Raw genomic sequence first — 15693 nt, 5'->3', positions numbered from 1 at the left:
GAGTTCAATTGCCTTTCGAGACGAGCCGGGCATAGAGGGCGGCATAGGCCGCGGCGCTCTTGTCCCAGGAAACATCGGATTTCATGCCGTTTTTCTGCAGCTGCCGCCATGTATCAGGATCGCGCCAGACTTCAAAGACACGGGCCAGCGCCTGGCGTAGCCCGTCGGCGGTGATGGTGGAAAACTGGAAGCCGGTGGCGACACCGGCCGAGAGTGCCGCCTCGTTGGCGTCAATCACGGTATCGGCAAGCCCGCCGGTGCGGGCCACGACCGGCACGCAGCCATAGCGCAACGCATAGAGCTGCGTCAGCCCGCAGGGCTCGAAGCGCGAGGGAATGAGAATGGCGTCCGACCCCGCCTGCATGACATGCGACAGCGGCTCGTCATAGCCGATATGCACGCCGATGCGGCCCTTGTGCCAGGACGCGGCCTGAACCAGCCCGCCTTCCAGCGCCCGGTCGCCCGAGCCGAGAATTGCCAGCATGCCGCCCTGCGCCACGATATCGCCTGCGGCTTCCGCGAGTAGGTCCATGCCCTTCTGCCAGGTGAGCCGGCTGATGACGCAGAAGATCGGCCCGTCGCCATCGAGCCCGAAATGCCGCATGACAGCCTCGCGGTTCGCCGCGCGCTTCGTCAGTTGTTTCGCCGAGAAGGACGAGGCCAGCATTGGGTCGGTCAGCGGGTTCCAGACGGCCGTATCGATGCCGTTGACAATGCCGCTGGCATGGCTGGCGCGTGCCCGGATCAGCCCTTCGAGACCCATGCCGAATTCGCCCTGATGGATTTCCCGCGCATAGGTGGGGCTCACGGTGGTGATCGCATGCGCCATCTGCAGCCCACCCTTGAGATAGCCGACATCGCCGTAATATTCGATGCCATCCACAGAATAGGCCTCCGGCGGCAGCGCCAGTTCCGGAAAGATCGCCGGTGAGAACTGCCCCTGAAAGGCGATGTTGTGCACGGTGATCACCGAAGGTGTCTCCGGCGCGCGACCATAGCGCATGTAAACGGGGACCAGCCCCGCCTGCCAGTCATGCGCATGCACGAGATCCGGCTTCCAGGCCGGTATCAACCCGGCGGCAATCTCCGCTGCCGTCAGCGAAAGCGCTGCAAAGCGCTTCCAGTTGTCGGTATGGTCTTTGCCCAGAGCATCCGTGTAAGGGCCGCCTTCACGCTGGAAAAAGGCCGGCGCGTCGAGCACATAGAGCTCAAGCCCCTCATGCACGACGAAGAGGACATTCGCCTTCACGCCGAAGAGCGACGGAATGGTCGCCACCTTCTTGGTCTTGCCGACCTTTTTCATGACCGCCGGATAACCGGGGATCAGCGAGCGCATCTCCACGCCATGATGGCCCATGGCGAGCGGCAACGCGCCCGCCACGTCGGCAAGGCCGCCGGTCTTGATCAGCGGATAGATCTCTGAAGCGACCGACAATACCTTCATGCGTCACAGTCCCAATCTGTCGATCATGCCCTGTGTGATAAGGCAGATTCCGTTTTCGGTGCGGCGGAAGCGCTTGGCGTCCAGCTCCGGATCCTCGCCGACGACGAGACCTTCCGGAATGATGACGCCCCGGTCCACCACGACATTTGAGAGTCGCGCATGACGGTTGACGATGACTTCCGGCAGCACGACCGCCTGATCCAGCTTGGAGAAGGAATTGATACGGCAGCCAGTCGACAAAAGCGTCTTGTGAATGGAGGCACCGGAGATGATGCAGTTGCCGGCCACCAGCGACGACACAGCCGAACCGCGCCTGCCTTCGATGTCATGCACGAATTTCGCCGGCGGGGTGATTTCCGAATAGGTCCAGATCGGCCAGCTGCTGTCATACATGTCGAGTTCCGGCACGATGTCAGTAAGGTCGATATTGCCCTGCCAATAGGCGTCCACGGTGCCGACGTCGCGCCAATAGGCATGCGCCTCGGTCTCGGAGCGCACGCAGGACTGAGCGAAGCGATGGGCGACCGCTTTACCGTGCTGCACGATGTAGGGGATGATGTCCTTGCCGAAATCGCGGCTGGAATTCGGGTCCGCCGCATCCTTGCGCAGGATGTCCATCAGGAACTTGGTGTGGAAGACGTAGATGCCCATCGAGGCAAGCGCCATGTCCGGATTGCCGGGAATGCCCGGCGGATCGGCCGGCTTCTCGACGAAATCGATGATCACATCCTTCTCGTCGACATGCATCACACCGAAGCCGGTCGCTTCCATACGAGGCACTTCCAGGCAGCCGATCGTGACATCGGCTCCACTATCGACATGCTGCTGCAGCATCATCTCGTAGTCCATCTTGTAGATATGGTCGCCCGCCAGGATGACCATATATTCCGGACCGTACGGCTCGATAATGTCGGCATTCTGAAACACGGCATCGGCCGTGCCTTCATACCATTGCGTTTCAGAGACACGCTGCGAAGCCGGCAGGATGTCGAAGCTCTCGTTACGTTCGGGACGGAAGAAGTTCCAGCCGCGCTGCAGGTGGCGGATCAGCGAATGCGCCTTGTACTGCGTCGCAACGCCGATGCGGCGGATACCGGAATTCATCGCATTGGAGAGCGCGAAATCGATGATGCGCGTCTTGCCACCGAAATAGACGGCCGGCTTTGCGCGCATGTCCGTCAGTTCCTTCAGGCGGCTACCGCGCCCGCCGGCAAGCACATAGGCCATGGCGTCGCGGGCGAGCGGTTGCGGTCTTCTTGTCTTTGTCATGGCAGTCCTCCCGTTAGTTATGTCAAGCCAGTTGCAGCATGATGGTCGAAAGCGGCGGCAGCAGCAGGCTTGCTGCTACTCCTCCCGACGCGGTCTTGCGGGCATGGCATTCGCCGGCATTCCCCTTGCCGCTACCGCCATAAATCTCCGCATCGCTGTTGAAGATTTCGCGCCACAGCCCTTCCACGGGCAACGGCACCTCGTAATTCTCGCGCATCACCGGCGTCAGATTGGAAATCACCGCCACTGGCTTCTCGCCCGGTGCCTTGCGCAGCCACGCAAAGACCGAATTGTTGTTGTCATCCACGATCAGCCATTCGAAACCGTCCGGCTCGCAATCGCGCGCATGCAGCGCCGGTGTGTCGCGATAGAGCCGGTTGAGGTCCTTCACGGCGCGCTGCATGCCACCATGCAGGGGATATTGGGTGAGATGCCAGTCGAGTTCCTTGGCGTGGTTCCACTCCGCCCATTGCGCGAACTCCTGCCCCATGAAGAGCAGCTTCTTGCCGGGGTAACCCCACATGAAGCCGTAATAGGCACGCAGGTTTGCGAATTTCTGCCACTCGTCGCCCGACATCTTGGCAATCAGCGAGCCCTTGCCATGCACCACTTCGTCATGGCTCAGCGGCAGCACGAAGTTTTCCGAGAAGGCATAGACAAGGCCGAAGGTCAGGTCGTTGTGGTGATATTTGCGATGGACCGGCTCGTGGGCGAAATACTTCAGCGTGTCATGCATGAAGCCCATGTTCCACTTGAAGCCGAAGCCCAGCCCCCCGACATGCACCGGCTGCGACACCTTCGGCCAGGAGGTCGATTCCTCCGCCACCGTGATAATGCCGGGATGACTGCCATAGACGGCCTTGTTCATCGCCTGCAGGAAGCTCACTGCCTCCAGGTTTTCACGCCCGCCATGCTCGTTGGGGATCCACTCGCCCTCCTTGCGCGAATAGTCGAGATAGAGCATCGAGGCGACCGCATCGACGCGAAGGCCGTCGATATGGAACTTCTCAGCCCAGTAGAGCGCGTTGTTGACGAGGAAGGACGAGACCTCGTTGCGGCCGAAATTGTAGATCGCCGTATTCCAGTCCGGGTGAAAGCCCTTGCGCGGATCGGCATGCTCGTAGAGCGCCGTGCCGTCAAACTGGCGAAGCCCGTGCGCATCCATCGGGAAATGCGCCGGCACCCAGTCAAGCAGAACCGAAAGCCCCGCCTTGTGCGCCCCATTGACGAAGCGGGCAAAGCCCTCCGGCTCGCCGAAACGCGCCGTCGGCGCATAGAGCCCTGTCGTCTGGTAGCCCCAGGACGGATCGTAGGGAAACTCGCTGATGGGCAGGAATTCGATATGGGTGAAGCCCATGTCGACACAATAGGGGATCAGATGATCCGCCATCTCGTCCCAGGAATAGAAGCGCCCGTCCGGATGCTTGCGCCACGAACCGGCATGAACCTCATAGATCGAGATCGGCTGCCGGCGTGCGTCAACGGACGACCAATGCTGGCGATGCGCTGCGTCTTCCCAGTCCTGGTGCAGTTCTGACGTCGTTACCGAGGCCGTCTGCGGACGCAGCTCGGAACGCCGCGCAAACGGATCGGCCTTCAGTGGCAGCACCGTTCCGTCCATTCCGACGACTTCGAACTTGTAAGCCTCCCCTGCCGGCACGTCGGGCACGAAGATTTCCCAGATGCCCGTATCGCGCCTGAGCCGCATCACATGCATGCGCCCGTCCCAGTTGTTGAACGAGCCAACAACAGAGACGCGCCGCGCATTGGGAGCCCAGACGGCGAAGTGGAAGCCCGACACGCCGTCGAGCATCATCGGATGCGCACCAAGCTTGTCGAACAATCTTAAGTGCGAACCCTCGCGGATGTAATAGTCATCCATCGGCCCCAGCACGGGCCCGAAACTGTAGGCATCGACCAAGGTCCATTCCGAAGACCCGCGACGCGCGCGATAAAGGATCGGTTGTCGATGCGGAATGTCCACCTTGCCGGCAAAGAAGCCGTCACGGTCATAACGCTCGAGCACGCCAATCAGCTTGCCGCCGATCGTCTCCGCCTCGACGCTTTCCGCCCCCGGTATGAAACAGCGGACATGAAAACCGCCATCAATCTCATGAAGCCCCATCACGGCAAACGGGTCGGTATGCAACCCGTCTATAATCGCCCTGATCTCCTCCGGGGCAGGCACCACCGGTTCGCTGGCTGCGTCCGGTGGTTCGGGTTGTTTCCCCATCAAGCTCTCCAGATTTCACGCGCATATTGCCTGATCGTGCGATCAGACGAGAACCAGCCCATACGGGCAGTATTCAGAATTGTCTTGTTGTACCATGCCGGCTGATCGGTCCAAAGCGCATCGACCTCGCGCTGCGCCTTGGCGTAAGCGTCGAAATCGGCGGCGACCATGAACCAGTCATGGCTGTACAGTCCGTCAACCAGATCGGCGAAGCGGCCCGTATCCCCCGGCGAGAAAACACCCGAGGCAATGGCAGACAGCGCCTGCTGCAGTTCCTTGGAACCTTCGATGATGGCGCGCGGATTGTAGGTGTCTGCCCGAACCTTGGCGACCTCTTCCGCCGTCATGCCGAAGATCATGATATTGTCTGCGCCCACATGGTCGCGCATCTCGACGTTGGCGCCGTCGAGCGTCCCGATCGTCAGCGCGCCATTCAGTCCAAACTTCATGTTGCCTGTGCCCGAGGCTTCCATGCCCGCAGTCGAGATCTGCTCCGACAGGTCGGCGGCGGGAATGATGACCTCAGCCAGCGATACGTTGTAGTTCGGCACGAAGACCACCTTGAGCAGTCCGCGCACGGCAGGATCGTTATTGATGACTCGTGCGACGTCGTTGGCCAATTTGATGATCAGTTTCGCATTGTGATAGCTCGGCGCTGCCTTGCCGGAGAAGACCTTAACGCGCGGAACCCAATCAAGTTCCGGACGCGAACGCATCTGATCGTAAAGCGAGATCGCCTCGATGATATTGAGGAGCTGGCGCTTGTACTCGTGAATGCGCTTCGTCTGGATATCGAACATCGACGACGGGTCGATCCGCACACCCATGCGCTCGCGCACCAGCTTGGCAAGACGCACCTTGTTCTGGCGCTTCACTGCCGCGAATTTTTCCTGGAAGGAGCTGTCGGTCGCGAACGTCTCGAGATCCTTCAGCGCCTCCGTATCGTCCATGAACTTGTCGCCGATCGCCTCGCGGATGAGCGACAGAAGACCCGGATTGCACTGCATCAACCAGCGGCGCGGCGTGATCCCGTTCGTCTTGTTGTTGATGCGGTCGGGATAGAGGCGGTGCAGGTCGGCAAACACCGTTTCCTTCATCAGCTCCGTATGCAGCGCCGACACGCCGTTGATCGAATGGGAGCCGACAAAGGCAAGATTGCCCATGCGCACGCGGCGCTCGCCGCCCTCGTCGATCAGAGAGATCGAGCGGATCTGCTGGTCGGTATGCGTCTTCTGGCGGCGGGCCTCCATGAGGATCATGGCGTTGATCGCATAGACGATCTGCATGTGGCGCGGCAGCAGACGCTCAAAAAGCGGCACCGGCCAGCTTTCCAGCGCTTCGGGAAGCAGCGTGTGGTTCGTATAGGAGAACGTGGCCCTGGCGATGCTCCAGGCCTGTTCGATGTCGAGACCGTGGACGTCCATGAGGAGACGGATCAGCTCCGCTACGGCGACTGCCGGGTGCGTATCGTTGAGCTGGATCGCCACCGCGTCGGGCAGGGACGTAAAGTCTGGGAACTGCTGCAGGTGACGGCGCAGAATGTCCTGGAGCGAGGCGGAGGAGAAGAAGAACTCCTGCCTGAGCCGCAGCTCCTGGCCCGCTGGCGTCGCGTCGGCCGGATAGAGAACGCGGGCAAGACTTTCCGCCTTGTTGCTCTCGCGCAGGGCGCCGATATGGTCGCCGGCGTTGAAGGCATCGAGCAGGATGGGGTCGATAGGAGCTGCCGTCCAGAGCCGCAGCGTATTCACGCGCTGGCCGCGCCAGCCGGCCACCGGCGTGTCATAGGCCGTGGCGATTACGCGCTCGGCCGGCTTCCACACATAGCGGATAGCCTCATCGCCGACATCGACAGTATCGACTGAACCGCCGAAGCCGATTTCATAGGAGCTTTCCCGCCGCTCGAATTCCCAGGGGTTGCCGTGCGCCAGCCAGTTTTCCGGCAGTTCCACCTGCCAGCCATCCGACATCTGCTGGCGGAAGAGGCCATGCACATAGCGGATGCCGTAGCCATAGGCCGGCACGTCGACGGTGGCCATGGACTCCATGAAACAGGCAGCCAGTCGTCCAAGGCCGCCGTTACCCAAAGCGGCGTCCGGCTCCAGCTCGGCGATCACATCGATATCGACCCCGAGCGAGGCGAGCGCGATGCGCATCGAGTCCATGATCCCGATATTCGTCATCGTGTCGCGCATCAGGCGGCCGATCAGGAATTCCAGCGAGAGATAATAGACGCGCTTGCGGCCTTCCGCATAGGTGCGCTTGGTCGAATCCATCCAATTGTCGGTGACGCGGTCGCGGGCGACGAGTATGGCCGCCGTCAGCCAGTCATGCGGCTTGGCAACCTTCGGATCCTTGCCGATGCGGTACTTCAGTCTTTCCAGAATTTCAGTCGCGAGCTGCTCCGGATCGGAGGTGCGCGGCGCGGGCGTGAGTGTTTCGGAAGACGGTATATTCATCGTTAAATCCAAGCCTGTTCTAACATGAATTAATCGGTTTATGCCGTCAATTAATGCATTCTTCCCCGGCCGTTGCAACCGCGATTTTGCAATTGCGAAATTCGCCGGACGCATAGCAAAAACGGCCGGAAATTTCATCCCGGCCGCTGGCAATTTGCCTTTTTTATGAGCAGCTTATTGTGTCAATCGCGTTGTGGCCGAAACAGCCTTTTCACCGATATATTTGAAGGCCGCAATCATATCGCTGGCATTGTTGGCGGCAAAGAAGTGGTTGGCGTCCGTGGCGCAATAGCTCAGCAGCGCCTGGCCTGTCGCCGGCGCCATGAAGGCAATCGAATAAACCTGCACGCCGGCCGCTCTTGCGCTGTCGCACCATTGCTTCGTCGCGGTGTCTGCCGAGGCGTAATTGTTCTCGCCATCGGTCATGAAGACGATGAACTTGTCCGGAGTCTGACCGTTCTTGGTCAGGTGCAGACTGTTTTCGGTCGCCGCCGTCAGCGACTGATACGCCTGTTTGAAGGCATTGCTGGAGTCTGTGCCTCCCGAGGCAACCAGTGCATTGACATAGTTGGCAACCGCCACCGTTCCCCAGCCGAGCGACTGCGGCGTATCCATCGCCGAATTGTAGGATACGGCCCCGAGCCGGGCGTAATACTGATCCGGATCGGCGGTGGAGATCGTCTTCATCAGCGCACCGGCCGCCTGTTTCAGCGCATCGATCTTGATGAGATAGGTGTTCTGCGTGCCCGTGCATGTCTTACGCTTGCCGCAGGAATAGGTGTAGGTCGTCGTTCCCGTGACGGTATCCGTATTGTCTGCCATGGAGCCAGAACGGTCGAGCACGAGATACATCGAGAGTGCCTTCTGCGAGGCGGTCATGCTCTTCGTCGAACCCGTTGCATTCAGCGTATGCAGGCTGCTTCCGTAGAACGCGCCGAGAACCGTGAGCTTCTTTTCCAGGCAACTCGTGACCTTGACGTCGAAGACCTTGGTCGTCCCCACTCCGGTACTTTGTACCACATCGACATTGGTGCAGCCGCCAATGTCATAGCCGCTATAGGGACTGTCAGCACCGTTCTTCTGCTGATCCTGCGCAATCGCGGCCAGATCCTGATTCAGCTGCCCCTTTACGAAACTCAATGCCAGTTGCCTGGCCTCATCGATCGTCGCTTGCTCGTTGGCGAGCGCAGCACCTGCCGCAATTGCGGCTGAATCGACCGCAGCCTGGAGCCTCGTCCTCTGCGCCATCAATCCGGAAATATCCATCGACAGTTCCGCGGTCGCCATGCCGACCGGGATGAGAAAGGCGGCCATGACGGCGAAATTCCCCTTCTCGTCTGCAAGAAAACGGGACAGAACCTTATGACAAGCGCGATGAACGAACACGAAAAACCCCCGCTCACACACTGCCGCTCAGGATATACATGATGCAGCAATGCAACCCCCACGAAAAGACGATCGCCCCAAGTCTTTTTATGCACGGTTATGGTCGAACGAAGGTAAGTTAGCGCGAATATATTGTTTCGGCTTTAAGCTCTAGATGAGCAATTAAATCGAATTCTCTTCAATTTTAGGAGTGTGTGAAGGAAATCGGCACCTGCAGCGCGAAATCTGCTTCAAACCGGGACAACGTCGACCGATTGAATATTATTGTGTCTACCATAGCTACGCAACACACCGATGATCGGCGCAACGTCGGAATAATCACGACCATAGCCGACGACGATGTGATCCTGCCCGGCCGGAATGTTGTTCGTCGGATCGAACTCCAGCCAGCCGGCATCGCGCCCGGCCCAGACCCGGACCCAGGCATGCATGGCATCTGCGCCTTCCAGCCGCTCCTTGCCCGGCGGCGGAATGGTGCGCAGATAGCCACTGACATAGCCGGCAGGGATTCCCAGGCTTCGGAGCGCCGAGGTCATGATATGGGTGAAGTCCTGACAGACGCCGGCCTTGAGCTCAAAGGCCTCCGCAGCCGATGTGTCCACGTCCGTGGCGGTTGCATCGTATTTGAACGTCTTGAAAATGTCGGCGCAGATCGCGCGCGCGATCTCGTCAACCGTCCGCCCCGGCTCATAGAAACTGCGGGCATAGGCAGCGATGACCGGAATATCGCGCAGCTTCGGGCTTTCCCCGACGAAATGATGCGGCGAATCCGGCCCGATGGACGTGACCGCCTGCAGTTCCGCAGCGATCTCGTCGGCGCGGCAGTAAAGCGCGAGCCCCGGCGCCTGCGTATCGACCTGGACGCGCGCCTGCATGTTCACTTCCGAATGGGAATGCGCCGAACGGAAATAGACCGATGTGACCGTGTTGCCGAAGAAATCGACCATGTCAGCCCGTTCTTCCGGCGCGGGTACGATGGAGACATTGCCCGCAATGAGCCGCTGCCGGCCGGGGATCGACATCGGCAGCACGCGCACCATGTGCCGCGCGCCGGAGGCCGGCACGTCGTAGTCATAGGCGATCTTGAGCTTGACGTCGTAGAGCATGAAGGCCGTCAATTCAGATAGGTTTGTGCAAGGACGTCGGAGAGCTGTTCCATTTCCCGTTCCAGCTCCTTGTAGACGTCCGGCGTCATCGTGTCTGCGGTCATCAGTGCAATCGTCGAATGAAGTCTCAGCGCCTCGCGATAGAGCGGCGACATCTGCCCGTCGACATAGGCATTCGGCAGATGCTCGACTTCCGTCTTGATCTCGTTGAGCTGATAGAAGATCGAACGCGGGTTGAGCGGGTCGAGTGCCAGCAGGTCCGTCACCGTCACCCGTGCCGTTGCCACATTGTAGCGCCGCCGATGGGTCATGACGCTGTCGCCGATCTCGAGCAGCATGTCATAGGTGCCATCCGGCGCATCCTCGCCCGACATGTGGCCGAGCAGCCGCGTCATGTGCAAACCACGTTCCAGCATGCGGCCGATAGTCAGGAAGCGCCAGCCCGTGAAGCGATACATGTTTTCATGCACGAGACCGGCAAAGCCCGCGAGCTTGCGCAAGAGAATGGTCGCCGCCCGCGTCGCATCGTCACCGGGCTTGACCTTCCTGTTGAAATCCCGTGCCGTCTTGGCAAGATCCGCGAGCGCCAGCCAGCCATCCGGCGAGAAACGGTCGCGGATGCGTGACGCGCTGTAGAGCGCACTTTCGATGTTGGTGATGAGGCTGTTGGGGATCGCCGGCTCGATCTCGATATCGAGGCTTTCCAGATAATCCGTCACATCACCCAGCAGCGGCGTGCGCGCATCCGCCGCTTCGGCATAGCGGGCATGCCAGGCGCGCAGGATTCGGATCGTGCCTTCGGCGCGCTCGATATAGCGCCCCAGCCAGTAGAGATTGTCCGCCGCGCGGCTCGGCAGGCTGCCCGGCATGTTACGGGTGAAGCTCGAGTCCGGCGGCAGAAGCGTCGTCTTCTCGACCGGCTTTTCAGACACGATCCAGACATCGGCAGCATTGCCGCCGGCCTGCATGGCAATGGCCGCCGCATCCTCGCCGGAAGAGACCCGCGCGAAACCGCCAGGCATGATCTTCCAGCCGTCGAGCGTGCGGGCCGCAAAGACGCGCAGCGACATCGGCCGCGGTGAAAGCTTGCCATCGTTCCACACCGGCGTAGTCGATAGCGTCACCGCTTCCTGCCCCGCCAACTTCGCGCCCTCCGTGCGCAGCCAGCCGGCAATCGATTCCTTTGCCCGGTCGCGCAGCGAGGCGCCGAGCACGGATTGTCCCTTGTCGTCAAAGAAGGGCAGCCGCGAATAGGCGGGCCCGATCACCATGCGGTCGAGATGGGCGGCAACATGCGCCCGCTCCGCATCCTGCCCGCACCACCATGTGGCAATCGAAGGCAGCTTGAGATCCTCGCCCAGCACTTCGCGACAGATGCGCGGCAGGAAGGCGAGCAGCGCCCGGGTCTCCAGAATGCCCGAACCCAGCCCGTTGACCATCATCACCGAGCCGCTGCGCGCAGCCTGCACGAGGCCGGGCGTACCGATATAGGAATTCTGGTCCAGCTCCAGCGGGTCGGTGAAGCTCGCATCCACGCGCCGCCACAGCACGCCGACGGGCTTGAGGCCCGACACAGTGCTGACCATGACCTTGCCGTTGACGACGACGAGGTCTTCGCCTTCCAGCAGCATGAAGCCGAGATAGCGGGCAAGATAGGCATGTTCGAAATAGGTTTCGTTGGCCGAACCCGGCGAAAGGACCGCCACCCGCTGGTCGCGGCTCTGGCGCTTGTTGAGCAGCGTGTCGCGGAAATTGCCGAAGAAGGAGGCGAGCCGATGCACATGCATTTCGGCATAGAGATCGGAGAAGGCGCGCGCGGTGGCCACGCGGTTTTCCAGCGCGAAGCCGGCACCCGAGGGCGCCTGCGTCCGGTCGGCCAGAACCCACCAGTTGCCGTCCGGCCCGCGCCCGATCTCGAAGGAGCAGAAATGCAGATGATGCCCGCCGGAGGGTTGAAGCCCGACGATCGGCCGCAGGAACTCCGGATTGGCGGCCACCAGCGGCGGCGGCAGAAGCCCGTCGCGCACCAGCCGGCATTCGCCATAGATGTCGGCGACGATATGTTCCAGAAGCTCGGCGCGCTGCACCAGCCCTTCCGAGATCTTCGCCCATTCCGCTTCCGCGATCATCACCGGGATATGCGAAAGCGGCCAGTCGCGCTCGGATGTCCCAGGACCGCCATAGGCGCGGTAGAACACGCCGGCATCGCTGAGGTAACGGTCTGCCGTGGCGAAGCGGTCGGTGATCGATTGCTCGTCCTGACGGCCGAGATAGCCGAGTAGATGCTGCCAGACGGGACGCACCTTGCCCTGCGGATCGATCATCTCGTCGGCAATACCGGGCAGCGGCCGATAGCCGAGAAGGGCATCCACCCTGCCCCCCGCCATCGTCTTCTTGTCTGCCGCAGTCCCGCCTGCCAAATCGATTACCCCCGATACGCCCTTTTCAAGGCCGCCTGAGATCCAGCGTCATCGGGAATTCCGGATGCGGCGGATCGGCCCTGAAAAGCCACAAGCCTCCGGTATGCCCGGAAGGCAGGAAGCGCGCAAGGCGTCTCGCCTCCGCCTCGTTGCCATTCACAGGGAATGTATCATAGCTGCGACCGCCCGGATGCGCGACATGGTAGACGCAACCGCCCAGCGACCGGCTGGACCACGTGTCGTAGATGTCGAAGGTGAGCGGCACATTCACCGGCAGGACCGGATGAATGCCCGAGGCCGGATGCCAGGCCTTGTACCGGACGCCCCCCACGGTCACGCCGCGCTGGTCGGTCTCCTTCAGCGGAACAAGGCGGCCGTTGCAGGTCACCTGATAGCGCTCGGGATTCGCCGTTTCGAACGTCACCTGAACCCGCTCGACGGAACTGTCGACATAGCGCACCGTACCGCCCGGCGCGCCCTGCTCGCCCGTGACATGCCAGGGCTCCAGCGCCTGCCGCACCTCGAGCCTGTTGCCCTCGTACTCCACCTCGCCGCAGAACGGGAAGCGGAACTCGAGCTGCGCCGCGAACCATTCCGGACGGAACTCGAAGCCGTTGGCCTTGAGGTCGGCCAGCACGTCGAGGAAGTCCTTCCAGACGTAATAGGGCAGCATGAAGCGGTCGGCGAGCGACGTGCCCCAGCGCACGAAATTGCCCTCGATCGGGTTCTTCCAGAAGCGCGCGATCAGTGCCCGGACGAGAAGCTGCTGGGCAAGGCTCATGCGTGCATTTGGCGGCATCTCAAATCCGCGGAACTCGACCAGCCCGAGCCGGCCAGTGGGGCCGTCCGGCGAGAACATCTTGTCGATGCAGATTTCCGAGCGGTGCGTATTGCCCGTCGCGTCGGTCAGCAGGTTGCGGAACAGCCGGTCCACCAGCCAGGGCAGCGGTGGCAGGCCCTTGCCAGGCAGCGGCACCTGGGCGAGCGCGATTTCCAGCTCATAGAGCGCATCGTGCCGCGCCTCGTCGATGCGCGGCGCCTGACTCGTCGGGCCGATGAACAGGCCGGAGAAGAGATAGGAGAGCGACGGATGGCGCTGCCAGTGCAGCACGAGGCTCTTCAACAGGTCCGGCCGGCGCAGGAACGGGCTGTCATTGGGGTTCGAGCCGCCGACGACGACATGGTTGCCGCCGCCCGTGCCGGTATGGCGCCCGTCGATCATGAACTTGTCGGCCCCAAGCCGCGACTGCCGCGCCTCTTCGTAAAGCGCCGTCGTGATGTCGACGCAATCCTTCCAGTTAGAGGCCGGATGCACGTTCACCTCGATGACACCCGGATCGGGTGTCACCTTCATGACATTGAGTCGCTCATCCTGCGGCGGCGTATAGCCCTCGATATGAATCGGCATGTTCAGATGCGCCGCCGCCCGCTCGGCCGAGGCGATGAGGTCGAGATAATCCTCCAGCGTCTCGGTCGGCGGCATGAAGACGCAGAGGCGACCGTCTCGCGGCTCGATGGAGATGGCGGTGCGCACGCGGCCTTCGATTTCGGAGAGCGCCTGCCGCTGGATCGGCGTCGTCGCCTTGTCCGGCTGCAGCGAATGTTCCGGCATCAGCCGGCCCTTGTCCTGCCGGTAATCGGGCAGCGGCGGGCGCGGGGTCGAAGGGTCGCTCGGGTTGATATAGGGGAATTGCGACGGCGGAATATAGACCAGCGAGCCGAGCGGCAGGCGGAAGCCGATGGGCGAGTCGCCGGGGATGAGGAAAAGGTGGCCGCGCCGCGTGCTCCACTTTTCCGAAATCCAGGTCCGCCCGCTGGCCCGCGAATTCCAGGCCTGCACCGGCAGAACATAGCCGGTCGGCTTGGTCAGCCCGCGTTCGAACACCTTGGCGATGCGGCTGCGCTCTTCCGGATTTTCGAGCTTCGAATTGGCCGGATCGACATTCTCGGGAAGGTTCGCCTCCTTGATCAGCCATTCGGCCGTATCCTCGAAGGCGGGCGTCGCGAATTCCGGCCCCACATCAAGCTCGATGGCGAGCGCTGCGGCAAACTTGCCTGCATCCTCGTGGGAGACCTTGTAGTCCTTCGCTTCTGCCGCAATCAGTTCCGGCTTGTTCCAGACCGGCAGGCCGTCCTTGCGCCAGTAGAGCGAGAAGGTCCAGCGCGGCAGACTTTCTCCGGGATACCACTTGCCCTGCCCGTAATGCAGGAACCCGTTCGGGGCGAAGCGCTCGCGCAGTTTGCGGATCAGCACATCGGCGCGGTCGCGCTTCTGCGGGCCGACGGCCGCCGTGTTCCACTCGTCCGACTGGAAGTCGTCGATCGAAACGAAGGTCGGCTCGCCGCCCATGGTGAGGCGCACATCGGCCTGATCGAGATAGGCATCAACCTTTTCGCCCAGCGCATTGAGCGCATCCCAGCTTTCATCCGAAAACGGCTTGGTGATGCGCGGATGCTCGGCAACGCGCATGACCTTCATGTCGAAGTCGAACTCGGTCTTCGCCTCGCCGAAATAGCCGCCGGAGATCGGCGCTGCATTCTTGTAGTGCGGCGTGGCGGCGAGCGGAATATGGCTCTCACCAGCGAGCAGGCCGGAGGTCGGATCCAGGCCGACCCAACCGGCACCGGGAATATAGACCTCCGTCCAGGCATGCAGATCGGTAAAGTCGACCTCCGTTCCCGAAGGACCGTCCAGCGCCTTCAGGTCCGGCGTCAACTGAATGAGATAGCCGGAGACGAAGCGCGCGGCAAAGCCGAGATGGCGCAGGATCTGCACCAGGAGCCAGCTGGAATCGCGGCACGAGCCCTTCGCGAGCTTCAGCGTTTCCTCCGGCGTCTGCACGCCGGGCTCCATGCGGATTGTGTATTCGGTGCGCGCCTGCAGCATGGCGTTGAGAGCGACTACCTTGTCGATGGTGCGCAGCGGGGTACGGTCAATGCCCTTGAGCAATTTGGTCAGCAGCGGCCCGGCCGGCTCCGGCGTCATGTAGATGGAAAGATCGTCCTTCAGCTCCTCCGGATAGTCGAACGGCCATGTCTCGGCCTGCTCCTCAACGAAGAAGTCGAACGGATTGTAGACCGTCATGTCGGCAACAAGATCGACCTCGATCTTGAACTCGGTGACCGGCTCGGGAAACACGTAGCGGGCGAGATAGTTGCCGTACGGGTCCTGCTGAAGATTCACGAAGTGATTTTCGGGCGTCACCTTCAGCGAATGGCTGATCACCCTGGTCTTGGAATGCGAGGCCGGTTTCAGCCGGATGATCTGCGGCCCCAACACGATCGGCTTGTCGTATTTGTAATGAGTCAGGTGATAGATACTGGCTTTAATCGACATTGGCCCTCATCGCGCCGGAACAAACAATTGCCAAATCTTTAA

8 protein-coding genes are annotated in these 15693 nt (G+C 61.5%); all 8 read right to left on the bottom strand.

The window, feature by feature from the left end; translation table 11 throughout:
- Positions 1-4: 4 nt before the first annotated feature.
- Positions 5-1444, bottom strand: a complete 1440-nt coding sequence (gene glgA / locus ABID16_RS14425; protein ID WP_354557048.1) for a glycogen synthase GlgA — start codon at positions 1442-1444, stop codon at positions 5-7.
- A 3-nt stretch (positions 1445-1447) separates the two neighbouring features.
- Positions 1448-2713: a glucose-1-phosphate adenylyltransferase gene (glgC, locus tag ABID16_RS14420; RefSeq protein WP_354557047.1), complete on the bottom strand. Its 1266-nt coding sequence runs from the start codon at positions 2711-2713 to the stop codon at positions 1448-1450.
- Between the two features lie 22 nt (positions 2714-2735).
- The gene (glgB, locus tag ABID16_RS14415; protein WP_354557046.1) at positions 2736-4946 is read right to left on the bottom strand and encodes a 1,4-alpha-glucan branching protein GlgB; all 2211 of its coding nucleotides are present in this window, start codon (positions 4944-4946) and stop codon (positions 2736-2738) included.
- The gene (locus ABID16_RS14410) at positions 4946-7402 is read right to left on the bottom strand and encodes a glycogen/starch/alpha-glucan phosphorylase (RefSeq protein WP_354557045.1); all 2457 of its coding nucleotides are present in this window, start codon (positions 7400-7402) and stop codon (positions 4946-4948) included. The genes glgB and ABID16_RS14410 overlap by 1 nt, the downstream gene beginning before the upstream one ends.
- A gap of 174 nt (positions 7403-7576) precedes the next feature.
- The gene (locus ABID16_RS14405) at positions 7577-8788 is read right to left on the bottom strand and encodes a vWA domain-containing protein (protein WP_354557044.1); all 1212 of its coding nucleotides are present in this window, start codon (positions 8786-8788) and stop codon (positions 7577-7579) included.
- A 230-nt stretch (positions 8789-9018) separates the two neighbouring features.
- Complete coding sequence (locus ABID16_RS14400; RefSeq protein WP_354557043.1) at positions 9019-9894, bottom strand: transglutaminase family protein; 876 nt, start codon at positions 9892-9894, stop codon at positions 9019-9021.
- Positions 9895-9902: 8 nt separating this feature from the next.
- Positions 9903-12281, bottom strand: a complete 2379-nt coding sequence (locus tag ABID16_RS14395; RefSeq protein WP_354557247.1) for a circularly permuted type 2 ATP-grasp protein — start codon at positions 12279-12281, stop codon at positions 9903-9905.
- A 58-nt stretch (positions 12282-12339) separates the two neighbouring features.
- Positions 12340-15651: a transglutaminase family protein gene (locus ABID16_RS14390; protein WP_354557042.1), complete on the bottom strand. Its 3312-nt coding sequence runs from the start codon at positions 15649-15651 to the stop codon at positions 12340-12342.
- Between the last annotated feature and the right edge of the window lie 42 nt (positions 15652-15693).

The organism is Limnomicrobium aquaticum, from assembly GCF_040545545.1.
GTDB lineage: Bacteria > Pseudomonadota > Alphaproteobacteria > Rhizobiales > Rhizobiaceae > Ensifer_A > Ensifer_A aquaticum.
This window is presented reverse-complemented; position numbering and strand designations above follow the sequence as displayed.